Annotated in this window: 15 protein-coding genes; 5 read left to right on the top strand and 10 right to left on the bottom strand. The window is 62.8% G+C overall.

All coding sequences use genetic code 11. The features are described 5' to 3' along the window. Window positions 1-166: 166 nt before the first annotated feature. Window positions 167-1,426 carry an extracellular solute-binding protein gene (locus B071_RS0107285; protein ID WP_018526449.1) on the bottom strand — a complete coding sequence of 420 codons (1,260 nt, stop codon included), beginning with the start codon at window positions 1,424-1,426 and terminating at the stop codon, window positions 167-169. A gap of 1,371 nt (window positions 1,427-2,797) precedes the next feature. Between B071_RS0107285 and B071_RS18385 the strand changes: the two genes are divergently transcribed. After that, window positions 2,798-3,688 carry a FadR/GntR family transcriptional regulator gene (locus B071_RS18385; protein ID WP_018526446.1) on the top strand — a complete coding sequence of 297 codons (891 nt, stop codon included), beginning with the start codon at window positions 2,798-2,800 and terminating at the stop codon, window positions 3,686-3,688. 220 nt (window positions 3,689-3,908) lie between these two features. On the opposite strand, the gene iolD is transcribed toward B071_RS18385, so the two are convergent. The 4 genes from iolD to B071_RS0107250 all read right to left on the bottom strand — a co-directional run bounded on the left by iolD (window position 3,909) and on the right by B071_RS0107250 (window position 9,191). Next, window positions 3,909-5,774: a 3D-(3,5/4)-trihydroxycyclohexane-1,2-dione acylhydrolase (decyclizing) gene (gene iolD, locus B071_RS0107265; protein ID WP_018526445.1), complete on the bottom strand. Its 1,866-nt coding sequence runs from the start codon at window positions 5,772-5,774 to the stop codon at window positions 3,909-3,911. Window positions 5,775-5,907: 133 nt separating this feature from the next. Further along, window positions 5,908-6,669 carry a 5-deoxy-glucuronate isomerase gene (locus B071_RS16460; protein ID WP_438829627.1) on the bottom strand — a complete coding sequence of 254 codons (762 nt, stop codon included), beginning with the start codon at window positions 6,667-6,669 and terminating at the stop codon, window positions 5,908-5,910. Between the two features lie 433 nt (window positions 6,670-7,102). Next, window positions 7,103-8,128 (bottom strand): inositol 2-dehydrogenase, encoded by a 1,026-nt coding sequence (gene iolG, locus B071_RS0107255; RefSeq protein ID WP_018526443.1) that lies wholly within the window; start codon window positions 8,126-8,128, stop codon window positions 7,103-7,105. 28 nt (window positions 8,129-8,156) lie between these two features. Further along, window positions 8,157-9,191 (bottom strand): LacI family DNA-binding transcriptional regulator, encoded by a 1,035-nt coding sequence (locus B071_RS0107250; RefSeq protein ID WP_018526442.1) that lies wholly within the window; start codon window positions 9,189-9,191, stop codon window positions 8,157-8,159. 281 nt (window positions 9,192-9,472) lie between these two features. Between B071_RS0107250 and B071_RS0107245 the strand changes: the two genes are divergently transcribed. Both B071_RS0107245 and B071_RS0107240 read left to right on the top strand, forming a co-directional pair. Then, on the top strand, window positions 9,473-10,372 hold the full coding sequence (locus tag B071_RS0107245) for a sugar phosphate isomerase/epimerase family protein (RefSeq protein ID WP_018526441.1): 900 nt from the start codon (window positions 9,473-9,475) through the stop codon (window positions 10,370-10,372). A 123-nt stretch (window positions 10,373-10,495) separates the two neighbouring features. Continuing rightward, a complete protein-coding gene (locus tag B071_RS0107240; protein ID WP_018526440.1) occupies window positions 10,496-11,695 on the top strand; it encodes a CobW family GTP-binding protein in 1,200 nt (399 codons plus the stop codon). Between the two features lie 49 nt (window positions 11,696-11,744). Here B071_RS0107240 and mltG read toward each other — a convergent pair whose 3' ends face one another. Next, window positions 11,745-12,776 (bottom strand): endolytic transglycosylase MltG, encoded by a 1,032-nt coding sequence (mltG, locus tag B071_RS0107235; protein ID WP_018526439.1) that lies wholly within the window; start codon window positions 12,774-12,776, stop codon window positions 11,745-11,747. 147 nt (window positions 12,777-12,923) lie between these two features. On the opposite strand from mltG, the gene B071_RS0107230 reads away from it, so the two are divergent. Together B071_RS0107230 and pabB are read left to right on the top strand one after the other, a co-directional pair. Then, window positions 12,924-13,454, top strand: coding sequence for a hypothetical protein (locus tag B071_RS0107230; RefSeq protein ID WP_157703072.1), 531 nt, complete (start codon window positions 12,924-12,926; stop codon window positions 13,452-13,454). Then, entirely contained in the window at window positions 13,451-15,406 is a 1,956-nt protein-coding gene (gene pabB / locus B071_RS16455; RefSeq protein ID WP_018526437.1) for an aminodeoxychorismate synthase component I, read from the top strand. Before B071_RS0107230 ends, pabB begins: the two co-directional genes overlap by 4 nt. Window positions 15,407-17,112: 1,706 nt before the next feature. On the opposite strand, the gene B071_RS0107215 is transcribed toward pabB, so the two are convergent. From B071_RS0107215 to B071_RS0107200, 4 genes are all read right to left on the bottom strand, one after another. Next, a complete protein-coding gene (locus B071_RS0107215; protein ID WP_018526435.1) occupies window positions 17,113-17,994 on the bottom strand; it encodes a glycerophosphodiester phosphodiesterase family protein in 882 nt (293 codons plus the stop codon). Continuing rightward, on the bottom strand, window positions 17,991-18,854 hold the full coding sequence (locus B071_RS16445; RefSeq protein WP_018526434.1) for a DUF368 domain-containing protein: 864 nt from the start codon (window positions 18,852-18,854) through the stop codon (window positions 17,991-17,993). The genes B071_RS0107215 and B071_RS16445 overlap by 4 nt, the downstream gene beginning before the upstream one ends. Continuing rightward, the gene (locus tag B071_RS0107205) at window positions 18,844-20,046 is read right to left on the bottom strand and encodes a deoxyguanosinetriphosphate triphosphohydrolase family protein (protein ID WP_438829626.1); all 1,203 of its coding nucleotides are present in this window, start codon (window positions 20,044-20,046) and stop codon (window positions 18,844-18,846) included. Before B071_RS0107205 ends, B071_RS16445 begins: the two co-directional genes overlap by 11 nt. A 265-nt stretch (window positions 20,047-20,311) precedes the next feature. Then, a complete protein-coding gene (locus tag B071_RS0107200) occupies window positions 20,312-21,241 on the bottom strand; it encodes a pseudouridine-5'-phosphate glycosidase (RefSeq protein ID WP_018526432.1) in 930 nt (309 codons plus the stop codon). Window positions 21,242-21,296 lie beyond the last annotated feature (55 nt).

Raw genomic sequence — 21,296 nt, 5'->3', positions numbered from 1 at the left:
GAACCGGGAACGATCCTGCAGAACCGGATCGCAGTGCGGGATCATTCCCGGAAGGGGCTCCTCCCCCGAAGGGAGATACTCCCCGGAGGCTGCTCCTCCCCGAAGGGAGGGACCCCGGAGAGATATCCTCGGAGGAGGATTCTCTCCGGGGTCGGGTATGAAAACGTTACCGCAGAACCTCTGTTACCCGTCGCTGGATTTGCTGCAGGGCCTCCTGGGCAGAGACTTCGCCCACCAGGGCACGCTGCAGATAATCACCAAAAACGGTCTCTATCTGGGGCCAGTAGTCCGTTCGGGGACGAACCGATCCCGAGATCTGTCCCGCCAGCTGAGCAGGGTACCAGGGGTACTTCTCCTGGAGCCGGGGGATGTGGTGCACGCTATGGCGCGTGGGGGGAATCCCTGTTTTGTCGGCCATCATCTCCTGGACGGGAGCGCTGGTGAGATACTGGATAAAGTCAAAGGCTGCGTCAATATTGCGGGAATCCCGGGGGATACCCACCATCCAGGCACCGATCATGGAAGAAGAGCCCTTCACCTGACCCGGGTGGGCTGCGATCGAGACCTTACCAACCACGTCTGACTGCTCGGGGTTTTCCAGATCACCAATCCAGCCCGGCCAGACCTCGATGGCCATGGCACCGGCACCGGAGAGAAGCGCGTCCCGGACCTGGGTTGCCTGATACGCCGTGACTCCGGCGGGTGCGTACTCGGCCAGTTCCAGAAAGAACTCCACCGCTGCGAGTGCTTCGGGCGTATCAAAGGCGGGCTTTCCGTCAACAAGAATGTCGGCACCGAAGGCCCAGAAGATCGGCAGGAACCCCGTTACGATGGGGTTGCCCTGGACACCACGGAAGAGTACGGGCACGGTGTCGTCCCCCTCGGCGTCGATGCGCCGGGCGATATCGAGGACATCGCTCCAGGTGTCGATGGCGCTGTAGCCGTAGCGGGAAGCGATGTCATGACGGTAGGCAAAGAGCGCCACGTTTCCCACGTGGGGGAGCGCGTAGAGATCACCCGAGGGATAGGGATAACGGCCCACGTTGACCATGTTCTCCACCAGATCGGGGTCGATCTCAAGACCTTGCTCGCGGTAGAGGTCGTCCAGATTCACCAGCCATCCTGCGTCCTGGATCCGGGGCAGAAAGGGATCGTCCACCAGGAGCACGTCGAAGGCGCCCGTTCCCCCCCGAAGCTCGATAACGGTCTGCTCCATGAGCTCCGCCCCGGAAAGCTTGAGTATTTCAAAGCGCACATTGGGGTTCTGGCGGGTATATTCCTGGGTTGCAAGATCCATGGCCGTTCCAAAGGCCCCGTCACGCCCGGCGATGGTCAGGGTGGTAACACCCTCTTCCCGCTTTCCACCGGCAAAAACAGCTGCTGCGCACAGGATCAGCACAACCAGCACCAAACAGGTTCGTCTCATCACAGATACCTCCTCGTGATTTCTTCCATATTCCTGAGAAATCCTACCATGACATACTCAAGAACCCCAGAAAATACTTCCTGATTCTTGATAGCCTGATTTAGCGATATAACTATTAAATGCATATTAGNTTAATAACTATTTTCTTGCGTAATTCTCTGTATCGTGGTTCAATCTCTGAATATGCGAAGTGACACTGAAAAGAAGCCCCAGCGCCTGAAGCGTAAAGACCTGGTTATGGGTGTTCTCTACCACTTCTCGGAAATCTTTGAGTCCAGCGATGCGGAATCGATCTGGGATATCGCTATTCCCGTGGAGGACCTCTGCGCCCACCTGAAGGAGCGCTTCGGCGTCGAGTACAGTAGCAACCAGTGGGTCTATACGCAGTTGCGGCGCTACGAGGACGAGATCGGGGCCCGGCTCTTTGAAAAGAAGGCGCGTCGCGATGTGAATACCTTCCGGGTGTGCCTTCACCGGGAGATGCTGGAGTTCATTCAAAAGCAGCACCTCTACGTGCCACAGAAAATCAAGGCCGCCCGGGGAGCCTACGACAAGATACTTTCGACGCCCCCTGCCCCCCAGGATACTCTGACAGATGACGCCTCCCGTGATACCTCGGTCCTCCTCGGTGCGGGGAGCACGGTGTATCATCTGGCGAGCATCTTTATCGACCACCAGCACAGCACCGACCGGANCTTCTCGCTCCACACCCACAACGCGGGGATCCTCCCCATGCTCCTGGGGCAGCACGTGGACCACCGGAAGCTCTCTGTGGTTGCTGCCGGGGGTACGCTGGACCCTGTAACCCGAACGCTTCTGGGAGATCCCGGGATGAGTTTCACCCGGAAGAAGTTCGATTTTATCGTTCAGGGCACCTCCCTGGTCTGGGGGGAAGATCTCTTTATCGAGTCCCTTCAGGAGCAGCGGATCAAGAAAACGATCCTCAACGACTTTGAGGGGTGCAAGATTCTGGTTCTGACCAAGCACGAGTTTCAGGACCACCCCATGCCCGGCGTCGAACCCTACGGGAAGATCACCGACTACGATTACGTGATTGTACCCCGCAGCATCCAGGAGCACCCGCCGAAAAAGCACGACCGGTCTTTTCAGGAATCCCTGGGCAGGTTTGAACCGGAGATCATGAACTGGAATTACTGCATTCTCCGGATCAGGACGGAACCCGGGCAGGAGCGCCCCGGGGGCAGGTGATCGCTTGAATGCGGGGACGGGAGCACGTAACTCCCCGAAGGGCAGAAGGCCACCGGGAGAGGCCCGTGAAACGACGTAAAATTTTGAATGACAAATGTCCAAACCCTGCTGTACAATATGTTCAGATAGTCTGATTATAATATACTTACGCGCGGAGGCCCTATGAACCATTATCTTGAAGAGGAAACCCCCATCGCGCAACGAACCGTGGTTGCGCAAGTTATGGCCCGACTCAAAGACCTGATCGCATCAGGGCACTACCGGCCAGGTACGCGCATCCCCACGGAGAAGGATCTCGCCCAGATGTTCGGCGTGGGACGCTCCTCGATCAGGGAGGCGATCAAGGTCTTCCAGCACCTGGGGGTTCTGGAATCCCGCACCGCCAAGGGGACCTACGTGCGCGGCCGTGCTCACGTGTCGTCCGAGGCGATCACCTGGGCCTTGCTCCTGGGAGAGGACGATCTGCGCGATGTCCTGGAGTTGCGCGAGGCGATCGAGAACATCTGCTTCTCCCGTCTGGGATCGGCCCTGGCCGAGGGGGTCCCCTCGGCGCGCAAGACCCTGGAACTCCTGGATCAACAGATTCTCACAATGGAGGAGGCGGCAGAGCATCACGAGATCAGCCGCATGGTGGAGGCCGACTACCGGTTTCACGAGCTTATTGTGGAGGCCGGGGGGAACAGGCTTTTTTGCGCCCTCTATGCAAGTCTCCACGCCTTTATGAGCGAGGAGATACGAACCTCCTACATCAAGATGCAGGACCTCCACGAGGTGGCCCTGGATCACGCCGATATCGTGCGAACCCTCCGATCGGAGGATTCCTCCACGGCCCTGCGTCGCCACGGTCGCCACTTCAGACGGATCAGGAAGCTCCTCCACCTGCCCGCTTCCCTGCCCGCGACAGATCGCCCGGAGACAGAACGCCTCGAGATGGCGCTGGCCGGGGTGGCTGGCTCCGAACCGGTGGAACCCGAACCGGCAGACCCCGGGCCGGGAGCTTCCGCGAAAACCCGTCTGGAACACCCCCTGGAACACCCGGCCCTGGCAAAATAGAACCCAGGCCAGAACAGGCGCCCCGGCCCGGAAGGACCTGGAGCGCTCGCCCTGCCGACGCTGTCGCCACGAGATGGTCTCTGCCCGGGACGTGCTCTGCCCGGGGTGGTGTCTGCAGGAGATCGCCCGGCAAGGCCCCCGCGAAGGGAGCCTTACCGGCGAGTGATTCCAGAGGCTCCCGACCAGAGCCTCCAGGCCAGAGATTCTAGACGCAGAGATTCTAGAAGAGGCGGACCCGCTTCAGATGGTCTGTCAGATCCTTGTGCGCCGCCTGAACGGAGGGGCTCTCCGAGATCTCGGGCACTCCTACGCGCCACCAGCTCTCGTATCCGTGGGTCATGGACTTCTCCGTGACCTTCACGTCGATCAGAACGGGACCGTTTACCTTCTTTGACTCGGTTACGGCCTGGCGAAGCTCCTCCAGAGTACGTACCCGGTAGGCGGTAACGCCGTAGCCCTCGGCTATCCTGGCGTAGTCCACCTCCAGGTAGTCACCCAGAAGCTTGCCCTCCGGCCCCTGGCGCTTGCGCCACTCGTTGGCGTAGCTGGAGATTCCCTGATTGGTCTGCAGGTTGTCGATCACCTGGAAGCCGTGGTTATCAAAGAGAACAACCGTAAAGGGAACCTGCTCCTGCACAGCCGAGAGCAGCTCGCTGTGGAGCATCACAAACCCGCCGTCTCCCACCATGGAGTAAACCCGCTGGTCAGGAAGCGCCAGCTGTGCTCCGTAGGCGGCGTTGATCTCGTAGCCCATGCAGCTGAAGCCGTATTCCATGTGGTAGGTATCCTGGTGACGGCACCGCCAGACCCGCTGCATGTCCCCGGGAAGGCTCCCCGAGGCGCTCACCACCACGTCCGAGGGGTCCAGGAGTTTCTCGTTGAGCTCTCCCAGGACCCTGGTCTGACTCAACCCCTGGGGGTCTTCCTCGCTGTAGAGGCGGTCTACTTCCTTGTTCCAGGCCTCGCGGGCCTGACTGACCTCGGTGGTGTAGGCACTGCGCCAGCCCCGGCTGCGGAGTTTCTCCGCTACCTGACCCAGCACCTCCCGGGCGTCACCCACAAAGGACTCGGCGTCCATCTTGAAGGAGTCAAAGGAATTGATGTTGATCGCCGCAACCTTGAGATCGGGATTCTGGAAGGCGATCTTGCTGGCTGTGGTGAAGTCGCCCAACCGTGTTCCCACGGCGATGAGCAGATCGGCATCGCGGGCGATCACGTTGGCCGCCTCGCCTCCCGTCACACCGATGCCGCCCAGGTTCCAGGCGTGGTCCCAGGTGAGGGTGCCCTTTCCTGCCTGGGTCTCTCCGAAGGGGAGGCCAAACTCTTCGGCGACCTCGCCAAAGACCTGACCGGCTTCGGAGTAGCGAACCCCGCCACCGCAGATCATGAGGGGCTTCTTGCTCCCCGCCACGAGTTCGGTCAGCCGCTCCAGGGCGCTTTCCGGGAGTTGCGGCCGGTTTACCCGATACACGCGTTTGCGGAAAAAGCTCTCGGGATAATCGTAGCTTTCAGCCTGGGTATCCTGGGGAATGCCGATGGTGACGGCCCCGGTCTGGGCGGGGTCGGTCAGAACCCGCATGGCATGGATGAGGGAACTCATGAGCTGCTCGGGGCGCGCGATCCGGTCCCAGAACTTGCTCACCGGCTTGAAGGCATCGTTGGCGGTAACGTTCAGATCGAACTCGTTCTCTACCTGCTGAAGAACGGGGTCGGGCTGACGACACGCGTAGGTGTCACCCGGCAGAAAGAGCACGGGAATACGGTTTACCGTGGCCGTGGCGGCAGCGGTGACCATATTGAGCGCTCCGGGACCTACCGAGCTGGTTACGGCGTAGATCTGCCGACGGTTCCGCTGCTTGGCAAAGCCCATCGCCGCGTGGGCCATGGCCTGCTCGTTCTTGCCCTGGCGGAAGACCAGATTGTGCTCGGTTTCCACGATGGCTTCGCCCAGTCCGACCACGTTTCCGTGCCCGAAAATTCCGAAAATACCTTCAACAAACTTGTACTCCTGCCCGTCAGCTTCCAGATACTGGTTATCCAGAAAGCGCAAAAGCGCCTGGGCCATGGTCATTCGAACCGTTTTCATCGGCGTCTCCTTGGGTATCATAAAGATCGGGTGTTTCTCTCTGCGGGCGCCACGTCACCCGTGTGCACCGCGTCACCCCTGCCTGTCACATCACTCCTGCGTACCGCTATGTGGTCAACGCCCCCCTATCCGGTCACGAGGTCTGGTGGTCCAGGACCTTCGTCAGGGGTGCGTCGGGCCATATGGGGGCATCCCCGTTCATCACCCAGGTGTGCTCCTCCTGGAAGATCCGGGAATCGGGTCCAAACCGGTCCTGGGGCAGATGGGGGATCATCCAGATGTAGTACATGGCGTAGCCCGGAGCCGCCGTCTGGGGGTGGGGAACGTCGGGATCGATCGTAACGGTATCCCCGTTGGTGACTCGATATACCTCGTCACCCACCTGGGAAAACCCGAACCCCTGGGCGGGAAAGAACCGGTAGTGGTACACCTCGGGCTGGGCGTGGACGTGGGGCGGGTAGCTGGACCATTTCCCGGGATAGTTGATCACTTCTCCCAAGACCATGCCGCTCTCGGGGGCCGTGGCGGCGTCAAAGATGGTGCGAACCGTGCGGGTGCTGGTGTCCTGCAGCGTTCCCTCGCCAAAGCGGTCCGAGCGGTACTCCCCGGGCTTCCAGAGACGGGGTGCGAAGGTTCNGGTGTTCCCCACGGACTGGAGGGCGATCTCGACACCCTCGGGACCGGCCGTGAGGGTGGCCTCGGCGCCGGCGCAGAGGTGCAGCGCCCAGGGGTCCTCGTCGAGCAGGTTCCGGCGCGTGCACTGAACCGACCGGGTTTCCTGATCCTCCTGCCAGGCGAAGGTTACGGTACCTGTCATGAGCAGGAAGGCCCGTTCCCGGGGATCCTGGTTTGTCCAGACCTCGCCGGGAGCGAGCCGCAGGATGGAGAAGTCCATCAGCATCTCCTGATAGGGTCCGTCCTCTGCAATTATGCTGTTCATGCCCGCCGATAGCCGGGCTCCGCTTCGAATGATTGCCATGGTCTCGCTCCTTGCTCGTGGTTACCGTTCCGCCAGTGGCGTTATATCAATTATCAGATAGTCTGATATTACCATATAAACGCCACCAGTCAACCCCTGACCGTGCAGGCCCCGGTTCTTCGGGGTATTCCGGGAAGGGCCGGGGGAACGCCGGGCTCCCCGGACCAGGGCATCCGGGCATCCGGGCATCCGGGCATCCGGGCATCCGGGCATCCGGGCATCCGGGCATCCGGGCATCCGGGCATCCGGGCATCCGGGCATCCGGGAGGAACCGTTGCCGTTTCGGCGCGATAGCGTCCAGCCTGCCCCGGGTTCTGGTATGATGGACCCGGGGCGTACGCAACGACGACTAGCGGACCTCGGAGATCTCCACCACCCGCTTCTCTTCCAGAGATTTCTTGGCAGCCATGGCCAGATACATGGGCTCGAGCCCGTCCACACCTACCACGGGAGGAGTAGTTCCCTCGCGGAGAGCCTTGACGAAGGCTTCGGACTCCACCAGGAAGGATTCGTTGTACCGCTCCAGGAANAACCAGAGGGGTTTCTCCTTGCGGCTGCCCTCGATACCGGTGATCTCGATGGTTGCGGGGAGATCGTTCTCGGTGCGGGCCATACCTGCCGATCCAAAGACCTCGACGCGCTGATCGTAGCCGTACACGGCTTTCCGGCTGATATCGATCACGGCGATCGCGCCGTTTTCGAGCCAGAGGGTCACCACGGCGGTGTCGATGTCGCCGGCCTCGCCGATGGCGGGGTCAACCAGAACGGCACCGGCAGCGGAGACGGCCTTCACCTCGGAACCCGAGAGAAACCGCACCATGTCCAGGTCGTGGATCATCATGTCCAGGAAGATTCCNCCCGAGACCTTCACGTACTCTGCCGGGGGCGGTTCGGGGTCGCGGCTGGTTACCTTGATCATGTGGAGGTCTCCCACCTTCTTGTCCAGGATCGCCTGCTTCACCGCAGCAAAGTTGTGGTCAAACCGGCGGTTAAAGCCGATCTGCAGGGTCACACCCGCCTTTTTNGCAACTTCCAGTGCGTTCTTGACCTTTTCCACGTCCAGGTCGATCGGNTTCTCACAGAAGATGTGCTTTCCTGCTTTTGCGGCATCCACCAGAAAATCGGCGTGGGTGTCGGTGCTGGAGCAGATGTACACGGCGTCTACCTTGTCGTGGTTCAGGACCTTCGCGGGGTCGGTATACCGCTCGGTGATGCCCAGCTCGTCGAGCCATTCCGTGGCGCGATCCACGTAGGGGTCTGCCACACAGACCACTTCAACTCCCTGGACACGCTGGACCAGGTTCTTTGCGTGGACGTATCCGATCCGCCCAGTTCCGATTACACCAATACGAATGGAATCTTTTTTTTCTGCCATCTTTTCCTTCCTTTCGGCACTATGAATCTCATCGGCTTTCGCAGCCGGGGCTGCTTTCCCGAAGGATGAGCTGGGGCTGGAGCGCAATGTGCCGGGGTTGGTGGACCCGGCCACGGCTCTTGTCTTCTATCATCTCGATCAGACGCTCGCAGGTCATGAAGGCCACCTCTTCCGAGGGTTGCCGTACCGTGGTGAGCGAGGGGTGCAGGCTCTCTGCCAGGGGGATGTCGTCGTAACCCACAACGGGAAGGTCCCCGGGGACGGCTACNCCCTCTGCAGCCAGGGCCTGCATCGCGCCGATCGCCATGAGGTCGTTCATGGCAAAGAGCGCATCGCAGCTTGTGATCTCGGCCCGGTGTTCCCGGACCAGACGGAACCCCTCCTTGATGGAGGGCTCGCCCGGGATGATCCGGATCTCTCCCGAGGGTTCTGCCAGGGCCAGGGCTTTTTCCAGCCCCGCCAGGCGCTGGTTGAACTCCAGCCCCAGGGAGGGGTCCCCCAGGACGACGATCTTTCTGCACCGACACTGCAGAAAGTGGTCTCCCGCCAGCATGCCCCCCTTTTCGTGATCCACGTAGACCCAGTCTACGTCGGGGCGGGGTTCGGCGGGGGGATAGTGCGAGAAGACGTAGGAGGTGCGCGTCTCCTGAAGGTAGTGTTCTGTCTCCCGTTCCAGGCGGGAGCCCATNATGATCANNCCGTCTACTTTTTTTCTGCGGACCAGGCGGGTCACGTTGTCGCTTCCGTCGAAACGGTTCCGCGCGAACCCCACGATGAGATCGAGACCGGACCGTTCCAGGGCGCGGCGCAGGGCGTTGTGGAGGCCGCTGTGGTAGAGTTGCATGTGAAACTCGTCGTACTCGTCGGGGAGGATCACCCCGATGGTNCCTACNCTCNGGGTGACCATGCCCCGGGCCCCGGCGTTGAACTCGAACCCCCGGTCTTCGGCGATTGCCTTGATCCGGCGCCTGGTTGATTCCGCCACCAGGGGGCTGTCGTTGAGGCTGCGCGAGACGGTGGAGACGCTGACCCGGGCGATCCGGGCGATATCCTTGATCGTCACCGGGGTTGCTCCGGGATGGTTTTTGTTTCTGGGTGCTTCACCGTTTCTCTTTTCATTGCCTGCTCACTGCCTGCTTCATTGCAGGTCACAGCTTAGGGCCGAATCCCCCGGCAGTCAAGGAATTTTTTGCAAACGTTTCCAAAAAATTCCTTGCGCGTTCGGCTCCTTGGGCCTATACTGCTCTCAGACGCTCCGGGGCTCTGGCAGGATCACACCATGGCCGGCCACCGGGGCGCGTGGCCACGCCACCCGCAACAGGACATCACGGAAGGAGACCAGCGATGATCAAAGTAGGAAATGCCCCCTGCTCATGGGGCGTACTGGAGTTCGAGCTTGAGGGAGAAACCGCCGGATACGAGCAGTTTCTGAAGGAACTCAAGGACACGGGATACGAGGGAACCGAACTGGGCGACTGGGGCTACATGCCCACCGACCCTGCACAGCTNCGGCAGGAACTGACCAGCCGGGAGATCGACCTNGTGGGCGCCTTCGTGCCCGTAGCACTCTGCGACGAGAAGGCCCACGCCGAGGGNATCGAGGTGGGTGTCAAGACGGCAAAGCTCATGGCCGATGCCGGATTCAAGGATGCCTTCATCGTTCTTGCCGATAACAATGGAACCGTTCCTGCCCGGACCAAGGCAGCGGGCCGGGTAACACCCGATCTCCTNCTCCCCGAGGAGGGCTGGAAAAACGTCCGCGCCGGAGTTGAGGCCTTTGCACGTCAGGTGCGGGACAAGACGGGGCTTCGCACCGTGTTCCACCACCACTGCGCAGGGTATGTGGAGACCCCCGGCGAGATCGAGCGCCTCCTGATGGACACTCCCGCAGACGCCCTGGGGCTGGTCCTCGATATGGGGCACTACCGCTTTGGCGGCGGATACCCCGAGGCCGCGATCAAGCTCTTCTGGGACCGCATCCAGCACATTCACTACAAGGATTGCTCCGCCGCAGTTGCCGCTGCCTCCCGGGAAAAGGGATGGGACTACTTCGAGTCGGTCCAGAACGGTGTTTTCTGCGAGCTTGGCAAGGGTGTGGTGGATTTTGAGGCGATCACCCAGGAGATCCGCCGACGCAACTACGAGGGATGGATCGTGGTCGAGCAGGACGTGCTCCCCGGCATGGGAAGTCCCGTTGACTGCGCCCGGCGCAACCGGGAATACCTGAAGNGCCTGGGGCTCTAGGAAACCCTCCCGGCGCCGTACCGTCCCCTCCTTCGGTGCGGCGCCTTTTTTTCGTTCCGATCTCCTGCACACCCCCCCGGGAGACCGCTACCAACGGGTGACGTTCTTTGGTATGCTTCCTCCATGATTCCCATTANTGTGGTAACCGGATTTCTTGGATCCGGAAAGACATCCCTGATTGCACATCTTCTGGATAACACCCCCGATCGATCGATCGCGGTGATTGTAAACGATATGGCCGCCCGCAGCGTGGACGCGGCTTTTCTCCGGGGCGGAGAGCATATTGCCATGGAGTCCGACGAACTGGTCCGGACGATCACGGGAGGCCGGGTTGGCGCAGGAAAACTGGACTCTCTTCTGGAAGAGATCCGGAGCCTGGTCTTCCGGGAATCCCCCCCCGAGGCGATCGTGCTGGAGACTTCCGGTGGTTCTCCNGCCCTGGCGCTGGCCGAGGCGATCCAGAAGGAGAAAGATCTGGCCGGGCGGGTTCGGCTCGACTCAATCATCGCCGTTGCCGACGGAGCGGCCCTGCCGCTCTGGTGGAAGGACCGCCTCCTCAGACCGATTTTGATGGATCAACTCGCGGCGGCTGATCTGGTGGTGCTGAACAAGCTCGATCGCTCCACAGGTCTCTCCCGCCTGGGGGTCCGACGGATTATCCGGTCACTCAAGGGAAACATTCCCTGGGTATCGGCCGAGTTTGGACGGGTAGACCCGGACCTGCTCCTCGCCACAGGTCGCCGGGGCGAGGATGCACCCTCCCGGAGGGAGATGCGGAGCAACCCCAACCACTATCCTCTGGTGGCACGCCACCTGGAGGAGCTTCGTCCCTTTCATCCCGAGCGGCTTGATCAGTGGCTCAACCAGGACTGGCCCGGGATCGTTCGAATAAAGGGGTTCGCCTGGCTTGCCACCGATATGGATCACGTCTACGTGGTGGATGCGGCGGGGTCCCAGCGGGAACTGGGTCTCGAGGGGACCTGGTACGGGGCGCTCCCGGCCGATGAGGTGCCCCGGGATGANCAGATTCAGGAAGCCCTGAAGCGGGGACCCTACCAGGACCGGCAGCAGTCCATCACGGTGATCGGCGTTCCCGAAGCGGTGGAGCGCGAGATGAAGCACCTCAGAAGCGCGCTTCTGAGCGGGACCGAGATGGACCGCGGCGCCCGGGGCTGGGCATCCCTGGCAGACCCGATCACAGCCCGGTTTTCCCGGGATGAGGCTCCTTCCGGGGAGTCTGCTCCCGCCGGTGAGGAAGCTGATCCGGGAGATGCCCCCCGGGAGGAAACGCTCCGGGTGGAGGAGCTCTCACCGACACCCTGACGCCCACCGCCCCCGGAAGGCCGGGGGCAGCAGTCTGGAGCCTCTTCCGCTAGTCCAGGTACCGCGCCTTCGCGGCCAGATGATCCCGAAAGGTGCGGGAGAGGACGATCTCGTTGTTGGTCTTGTGCAGGAAGAAGAGATAGGACGTGTCGGCCGGGCGAATNGATGCCACGATGGCATCCATTCCGGGGTTCCCGATGGGGCCGGGAGGAAGCCCGGCGTTCCGGTAGGTGTTGTAGGGATGCTGCACCGCTGTGTCTGCAAAGGTGGGTTGCCGCCGGTTTGTTCCCAGAACGTAGTTTACCGTGGCGTCCGACTCCAGACGCATGCCGATCCGGAGGCGATGCCAGAATACCCCCGCCACATCGGGCATCTCGGCTGTTCCGGCCGATTCTTTCTGCACAATCGAGGCCAGGGTGATCACGTCGTGGATGCGCCGCCCCTGGTCAGCTATTTCCTCGCGGAGCCCCGCAGAAAGGCGANTGCCAAAGGTAACCAGCATTCTCCGCACCACGCTCTCGGGAGTGCTCTCGGGAAAGACCCGGTAGGTTGCAGGAAAAAGATACCCCTCCAGGGGGTCGCCCTCTTCCAGGGCATCCAGGAACGCCAGATCTCCGTAGCGAGCCTGCATGATCGCGGCCTCACGGAACCGCTCCGCCTCAAAGAGGCCGATCTCCTCCAGATGGGTCGCGATGTCGTCCAGGGTCCATCCCTCGGGGATGGTAACGGTTATTTCCTCAAAGACGGCGTTCCCCGCCACGATCTCGCGCATGATATCTGCGGGAGCTGCAGCCGGTGAGACCTGATACCGGCCGGCCTGAAGACGGGCCTGGTACCCCTGGTGCCGGCCGTACCACTCCAGCAGGCGGGCGCTGGGTACAAGGTCTGCCTCGGCGAGCGTCCGGGAAATCTGACGCAACCCCTGNCCGGGAAGGANTTCGACGATGACCTCGGGGGCTTCCCCGGGAGGGCCCGTCCAGAGGGGGCGGTAGAGCTGATGCCGCACAAGGAAGAGCCCCCCTGCCACCAGGAGAACCACCGCCCCGGCGATGCACGCTCCGAGAATAAGGATCTTTTTCATGGAAAACCTATTTTACCGGCCTGGTCACCACGATACAACCGCCCGGAGACGTTATTTTTCCAAAACCTCCTGCCAGACCGTCACAATGGGGCCCGAGTGGCGGAAACCGTTTACCAGATTGGATAAGCCGGGTATTCTCGAAAGCTGATGAACTGCCAGAAAGGGATTTCAATGGAAGAGGGAACTCCGATCTACGGCCACTCCCGGGGCTACCGGATGCTCTCGGCGGTGGCGCTGGCCGGGGCGCTTCTCTCGATCGCCACGGTGGTCAATTCCAGCCGTCCCCCGCTGCTCTTCGGTACGGTGGCTCTGGCCTTCGGAGCGCTCTTTTTCTTTTCCTGGTACCAGGCCGCCCGGCGCTCGGTTGTCATGACCATCGGTGACGAGGGCTTTGCCCTCTGTGATCCCGCCGTCGCTCTGGGCCTGCTCCGGTTCGAGGATATCCAGGAGATCAGAATTTACGCCACCCTGGACCGGCCCAGGGTGGCCTTTCAGATCCGCGAGCCCGGGGCCCTCCGGTGCCGGGAACCGCTCCTGCTCCGCCTCGCCCTGTGCCCGGTCTGGGCTGTGCGCCGCTACCAGATCGTTCTGGAGCTGGACCGTTTCAACGACCAGATTATGGCCGTGAAGACCACCGCCCTGAAGGCGGGTATTCCCGTGGTAAGCGAACTGGTATGATCCGCGAGGCCCTGGTCAGGACAACNCCTTCCCGCTGGGAACGGTTTACCGATCCCCGGGAAACGGTTCTGGTGCCCCCCTGCGGGGCCGGGGACGCCTCCCGGAGGGTTCCCGCAGCCCTGGCCCGGATCGAGGCGCTGACCCGGGAACTCCGCCTCCCGGCGGTGGGGTTCATCAGCTACGAGGCCGGCGCTGCCTACGGGTTGGCGGTTCACCCCCCGGACCAGACGCCCCTCCTGGGCTTTACCTTTTTTGCCCGTCGCGAACCCTTCGAACCCGGCGATCCCCCCCGGGGCGCGGGCTACACCACGGGAACCTGGGAACCCGCTCTGAATGCGCGGTCCTACGAGGAAAAGATTCTCCGGATAAAGGAATACCTCGCCGCAGGGGAGACCTACCAGGTGAACTTTACCTACCCCCTGCGAAGCACCTTTTNGGGCGACCCCCGGGCGTTCTTTTTCGATATCTGCGCGGCCCAGGGCGGAGCCTTCGCGGCCTTTCTTGATTTTGAGGGGGGACAGGCGCTCCTCTCGGCCTCGCCGGAGCTCTTCCTCCACCGTCAGGGCGAGCAGATTCGGGCCCTTCCCATGAAGGGTACCGCTCCGAGGGGCCGCACACTCCGGGANGATCAGGTCAATCTGGAGCGGCTGCGNCACTGCCCCAAGGAGCGGGCGGAAAATCTCATGATCACCGACATGATACGCAACGACCTGGGGCGAATCGCCCGGACCGGTTCGGTGACGGTGCCGGAGCTCTTCAGGGTGGAGCGATATCCCCGGGTTCTGCAGATGGTCTCCTCCGTGACGGCCGAGTCCGACGTCACTCTGCCGGAACTCCTGGAAGCGACCTTTCCCTGCGCCAGCATCACGGGGGCTCCAAAAAAACGCACCATGGAACTGATACGGCTCCTGGAGGACGAACCCCGGGGGTTCTACACCGGCTCGGTGGGGATCATCGAGCCGGACCAGCGGCTNCGTCTGAACGTGGCGATCAGGACGGTCCTGGTAGACCGGTCCAGAGGCTGCGCACGGTTTGGTGTGGGGAGCGGGATCGTCTGGGATTCCGATCCTCAACGGGAGTATCAGGAGTGCGCAACCAAGGCCTCGATCCTGGGNGCTCCCGACCCGGCGTTCCACCTCCTCGAGACGGTCCGCTGGAATCCCCTCCGGGGCGTGGACCGCTTTGANGGTCACCTGAAACGGGCCAGCGAGAGCGCCCGGTACTTCGGAATCACCCTGCCCCCGGAGTTTCTGGATCAGGCCAGCCTGCACAGCGCGATCGGCGAGGCCCTCGCCCGAAAGGGCGGGGATTCCGCCGGCCAGGCCGTAGCCGGAAGCGNCGCGACCACCGNCCCCCGGAGCCTGCCCGAAGGGGAGCACTCCGGGGACTGGCGCGTGCGTCTTGTCCTGGGTCCGCGTCTGGAGATCCAGGGGGCCCCCCTGCCGGAGGAGTTCTCCTCTGCCCGGGGAGGACCGCCCGGNGGGCCGCTGCCCCGGTGGCGCACCGCCCTGGCAACGAGCCCTGTCTCGCCCGGGAGGGCCTGGCTCTACCACAAAACCACCCGGCGCGGGCTCTACGAAGAGCACCTGGCGGCNCACCCCCAGGCGNNGGAGGTACTTCTCTTCAATACCCGGGGNAACCTTACCGAGGGGTGCACCACCTCGATCGTCCTGGAACGCCGGGACCCNTCNTCGCCTGAGNCCCCCTACCTGGCGACGCCCCCCCTCTCGGANGGGCTCCTTCCGGGGGTCTTCCGGGAGTCCCTCCTGAACCCTCCCCGGGGAACCACACCCTGGACGCCCGGGGGGATGCCCCTGGTGGAGGAGGTTCTCCCGCTCCCGCTCCTGGAGGGGGTGCTCAGAAAAGAGGTAACGCTCTACCTGGTGAACTCGATTCGGGGGTGGATCGAGGCAACCCTTGACGATTCGGTCCTGCTGCCCCCTATACTCTAGGACCATGAAGGCCGGGACCATGAAAGCCAGNACNACGAGCGCNGGAACCACGGGAACAGGGGGGATCACACCGGNAAACGGCTCGAAGGAGAACACCGGGAGGACCAGCGGAAGAATCTCCCCGGCCAGGGTGNTCGCAGNCCTTGCCCTGGGGCTGGCGGTGCTCCTTCCCCTCCCGCTCCCGGCGGAGACGGCGATCCCCGTGACCTATTTCGGCGACATCACCTGCGCTCACTGCGATACTATCCTGGATCGCACNATCCCGGAGCTGGAAGATTTCTTCGGGGTAACCTTTGAGGTAGAGGCCTTCGATATTCTGCANCCCCGGGAGGAGGTCCGCGTGGCCGGGCTTCTGGACCAGCTGGGGACGTCCTACCGGACTCCGCCGGTGCTTTTCATCGGCAACAACGCCTACCAGGGGAACTACGCGATCGAAAAGATGGTGCCCCGGGAGGTGATTTTTTTTCTCGACCGGGGGGAGTTCATGCCCCTCGATCCCCGGGCTCTGGAAATGGCCANACCTTCCGGGACCGGTTCTGCCAGTCCCGCAGGTCCTGCCCCCCCGGGCTCCCCCGGAGTCCTGCGGTTTTTCTGGGGCATCGGGTGTCCCCACTGCGAGACAGCAAAACCGCTCCTGGACCGGCTGGAGCAGCGCTATCCCCATATCACCGTGGAACGCTACGAGGTCTTCCAGGACCAGCAGAACCGCCAGGTCTTCCGCGAGACCCTCGATCATTACGGCCTTTCCGCCACGGGGGTTCCCCAGTTCTTTCTGGAAGAGCAGAGCTGGATCGGTTTCAACGAGACGATCGGCCGACAGCTGGAGGAGGCGGTCCAGGGGGGAACGCCCTCGCGGGAGCTGACGCTCCCCCTGTTCGGGACCTTCACTCCCGAGGAGTCCAGCCGGGTGGCGATAACGGCGGCGATCGCCTTCGTGGACGGCTTCAACCCCTGCTCGCTCTGGGTTCTGACGCTCCTGCTGGGGCTCATCGCGCACAGCCGATCCCGCAGGCGGATTCTGCTGGTGGGAGGGGTCTTTCTGGTGGTGACGGCTACGATCTACGGGGCCTTCATCCTGGGGCTCCTGAATATCTTCACCGCCGCCGGGGCCTCCTGGCCCCTGCGCATCCTGGTGGGGAGTATGGCTGCCGCGATGGGGGCGATCAACGCCAAGGATTTCTTTGCCTTCCACCGGGGCTTCTCCCTGGCGATCCCCCGGGTTCTGCGTCGACCTATCGGCGCCTGGAGCAGAACCCTGGCCGTCACAACGGCATCACCGGCGGGCCTGGCCGGGATGACAGCGCTCTTTGCTGCGGGGATCGCCCTGGCAGAGCTGCCCTGCACCGCCGGGTTCCCCCTGATCTGGAGTCGCACCATCACCAGTGCCGCCGGGCCCCAGGGGCTTCCGGGCGGATCCTTTGCGCTGCTTCTGGGTCTCTATCTGCTGGTCTATCTGCTGATCGAGATAGGGATCGTTCTGGCTGCCCTGGCCACCCTGGGGCGCCTGCGTTTCGGCGAGGGCCAGGCCCGGTGGATCAAGCTCCTGGGGGGAACGGTCATGATGAGCCTGGGAGGATTCTACCTGGCCGATCCGGAGATCGCCAACTCCCTCGAGGGGGTTGGCCTGGTCTTCGCCGTTGCGCTGGTGATGGCCCTGGCTNTGGCGGGGCTCCAGGCCCTGACNGCTCTTCTGCCGGGGCTTCCGCTCAGGGCGCTGCGTCGGTCACGGCCGAAACAGCAAGATCGGGCCGATCGGTGATAATCCCCTGGACTCCCCGNGCCAGAAGNCGNCGCATCTGATCGGGGTCGTTCACGGTCCAGACGGCAAAAAAGAGGTTCCGGTTCCGGGCTGCCCTGACAAAACGCCTGGTGGCCAGGGGGATGATNCCGCTCCGGGGCGGAACGAGCAGGGCNTCCCCGGGTGGTGAGTAGAGCCCCTCGGAAAAGAACAGGGACGCTGCCANAAAGGGAATCACCTCTTCCTGAACCAGGTGGGTGGCAAAACGGACGTCGCGGTNCCGGAGCTGGCGAAGCACATCCTGGTGAAAACTTCCCAGGAGGGTTGTTGCTTCCCGACGGAACTCCAGNACCAGATCCGCCACGGCGTCGGTCAGGGCGGGNTTCGATTCCTTGATCTCCACTACCAGAGGTATCTCCCGGGGAATTTCCTCAAAGACCTGACGGAGGGTGGGAACGGTGATACCCGTGTCCCGCAGGTTCTCCCACTGATGAGCGGCATCCAGTTCCTGGAGTTCCTTCAGGGTGAAGGAGCGAACCCGGCCCGTTCCGCTGGTGGTGCGGTCCACCGTCTCGTCGTGAATGACCACGGGCACGCCCTCGGCCGTGCCGTGAACGTCCATTTCCAGGATGTCGGCGCCGATCGCCAGGGCACCGCGAAAGGCGTCCAGGGTATTTTCAGGCCACAGCTCTGCGCCGCCCCGGTGGGCAATGACAAGCGCCCGATCCCGGGGAAGACCCTGAAAAAAGGGATGGGACCGGGCCGGTCGGGCCGTAAGGCCCAGAGCGACCCAGGCACCGCCCGCTGCCGAGACGAGCACCAGGGCTCCCCAGAGGATTATCCGTTTCATCTGTTCTCTCTCCTCTTCACAACCCATTCCCTGGCATCGGTCCCCAGAAGAAGGCTGGCTGCCACGCCGATCAGGAACCCTCCCAGATCGGCCAGGATCATGAACCCCGAACCGAGGCCGGGGAAGAGCGCCACGGCGCTTCCCAGCACAAGCCCGATGATCACCCAGTAGGTCTCTTCGTGGAACTTTGCCAGAAGCGCCGCAATCAGTTTTGAGACCAGCACAACTCCCGTCCCCGTGCCCAGGGCAAAGATCAGGATCACGGGGATGTTCAGGGAACTGAACCCCTCGCGCAGGGTTCCGTACATTCCCATGAGCAGGAGCAGGAAGCTCCCGCTTACCCCGGGAATGAGCATGGCGATGCTCGCCACAAAGGCGGCCCCGAAGAGGATTGCCGCCGTAGCCGGATCGATCGCGGTGACGGCCTCGGCCGCCTCGGGCCGGGGGGCCAGCCCCATCCAGAGAACCACGGCCAGACCGGCGCAGAAGAGCAGCCCCGAGAGGGGGCGCAGCGAGGACACCCCGGCCCGGCGAACCATGGCTGGTGCGCTCCCCAGGATGAGCCCGATGAACCCGAAGGTGGTGGGGCCAGGAGCGGAGTCCAGGAGAAGACCCAGAAGCCGGGCAAAGAGAACGCTTCCCGCCAGAATGCCACCCACAACGGGCACGAGGAAGAGCAGGTTCCTGCGCCACCCCGGGGGACGTCCAAGGAAATTGCCAAAAGCGTCGATCAGTTCATCGTAGATGCCCGTTATGACGGCGATCGTCCCGCCGCTCACTCCGGGGATGATGTTGGCCATCCCGATGGCGATCCCCTTGAGAAAGTTCACCGGCGAGAGGGGTTTCTTGTCATAGATCATTCTGGTGGTCCTCTCTGCTGGCTCTGCCGGCTCTCCCGGCTCTGTTGGCTCTCCCGGCGTTCTCCGGGGCATCCCCACGATCCTGGCCTGCCTGCCCTTCCTGGAAGAGCTGGCCTGCCCGGGGGAGCTGGTCCGCCCGGGGGAGCTGGTCCGCCCGGGAGACAAGATCTTCCCGGAGTGCCGGACCCGGTGCGTCGAGGCCCAGCTCGAGATGATCGTACTGGGAGAAAAACTGGCGGGGCATCATGAGCTCCCTCACGCTCTCGATGGCAAAATCATCGGTCATGCCGGCGATGTAGTCGAAGACCACCTGCTCGGGCCCCGAAGATTCCTGCTCGTAGAAGGAGCTCATCTTTGCCAGATAGTCGCCAAAGCGAACGGCCAGGGTATTCCGCTCCCGGCGGTACCCCTCCTGGTCCAGGCCGTAACGGTCGAAGACGTCGCACAAGTAGGTGAAGAGGGTGGAGAGAANCCGCTCGAAATACTGGTGATACTCCGTCAGGGCGGGACTCGTGTAGATTCTCCGGTAGTTGAAATCCTTGACCTCCACAAAAGCCTGGTAGATATCGTCGGAGAACCCCACCACCCCCGAGGCGAGAGATGTTCTGATCAGATCGTTCACCAGGGCATCGATGATNTCGGCGTTGCTCGTTCCCAGGTGCTTCTGCCCCGCCGGGGGGATATCCCGGGGTGCCACCAGCCCCAGTTGCATGGCGTCCTCCAGATCCCTGCCCAGGTAGGCAATCTTGTCGGCCATGCGAACCACCACACCCTCCCAGGTCGAGGGCAGGTGGTCCCGGGCGGTGATCGTCGGCAGATCCTTCACCTGATGGTCGGGCTGGAGGTGCTGCTCGAACTTTTCGCCACAGTGGTTGATGATTCCGTCCCGAACCGCGTAGGTCAGGTTGAGTCCCCGGCCGTGGTTCGCCAGATGATCCACCACGCGGAGGCTGTACATCTCATGCCGAAACTCCTGCCCCCCCCGCAGCCGCGAGAGGATTCGTTCCCCCAGGTGGCCAAAGGGTGAGTGCCCCAGATCGTGGCCCATGCCGATGGCCCAGGCGAGATCGACATCCAGGTGAAGGGCCCGGCAGATCGCCGCCGCGATGGTGGAGACGTGCATCACGTGCTCGATGCGCGTGCAGATGTGGTCGTTGCGGGGGGCGAAAAAAACCTGGGTTTTGTGCTTCATCCGGCGGAAGGCGTAACAGTGAATGATCGCCGTGGTGTCCCGGAAGAAATGCCCCCGCAGGTCCGTGGCATCGCCCGGCCGGGAGACCGGACGCGCCCGAAGCTCCTCGGGGCCGAGTGTATTTTGAAAGAAGAGATTTCCCTCTGGATTCACAGGCCTGCTCCTTGAAACGATCGGCNCGACGTTGGCAAGCCCACAGAGTAGCGGGAAACCGGGGAGAGGACAACCTGTCCCATCCCCGGGGGGGCATCCCTGGCNCCGGGCGTTACACTTCCCGGGAAAGAGCCGAGGCCACGGCTGCCCCGACGCGGGCGTTGTTGTAGACCAGCTGGATGTTGGTATTCAGACTTGCTCCACCGGTGAGATCCTTGACCCGGGAAAGCAGGAAGGGGGTGGTTTCCTTGCCGGAAATGCCCCCTTCCCGGGCCTCTTCCAGGGCCTGTTCGATAGCCCGATCGATCGCGACGGGATCCATCTCGTACTCCGCTGGCACGGGATTNGCCAGAACAACACCCCCCGAGAGTCCAAGATCACGCTTGGTCCGCAAGACCTGGGCCACTTCCCGGGGCGAGTCCAGACGATAGTCCACTCCAAAGCCGCTGGACCGGGTGTAGAAGGCGGGAAAATCATCGGTNCCGTAACCAAGAACGGGAACCCCCCGNGTCTCGAGNTATTCCAGGGTGAGACCGATGTCGAGGATGGATTTTGCCCCGGCGCAGACCACGGCCACACTGGTTCGCGCCAGCTCCTGCAGGTCCGCCGATATGTCCATGGTCTGCTCAGCACCCCGGTGAACTCCNCCGATTCCGCCGGTGACGAAGACCCCGATTCCTGCCAGATCTGCCACGATCATGGTGGAGGCCACCGTGGTGGCGCCGTGCATGGACCGGGCCACAACAACGGGGAGATCGCGCCGGGAGACCTTGACCACCCCGGGAGTGCTGGCCAGGAGCTCTATCTCCTCCTCGGNAAGCCCCGCCTTGAGGCGCCCCCCCACGATCCCGATCGTGGCGGGCACNGCTCCTCCCTGACGGACCAGGTCCTCCACGGCGCGGGCCATCTCGATATTCCGGGGATAGGGCATGCCGTGAGAGATGATGGTGGACTCCAGGGCCACCACGGGCTCGCCCTGACGAAGCGCCTCGGCTACCCGGGGATGGATATCCAGAAACGTCTGGTACTGCGATCGGTTCATGGGAAACTCCTTCACGATGATTCTTTCGGCCCCTCTCCCCAGGGGATCGGGGTCC

The organism is Alkalispirochaeta alkalica DSM 8900, from assembly GCF_000373545.1.
Lineage (GTDB): Bacteria > Spirochaetota > Spirochaetia > DSM-27196 > Alkalispirochaetaceae > Alkalispirochaeta > Alkalispirochaeta alkalica.
This window is presented reverse-complemented; position numbering and strand designations above follow the sequence as displayed.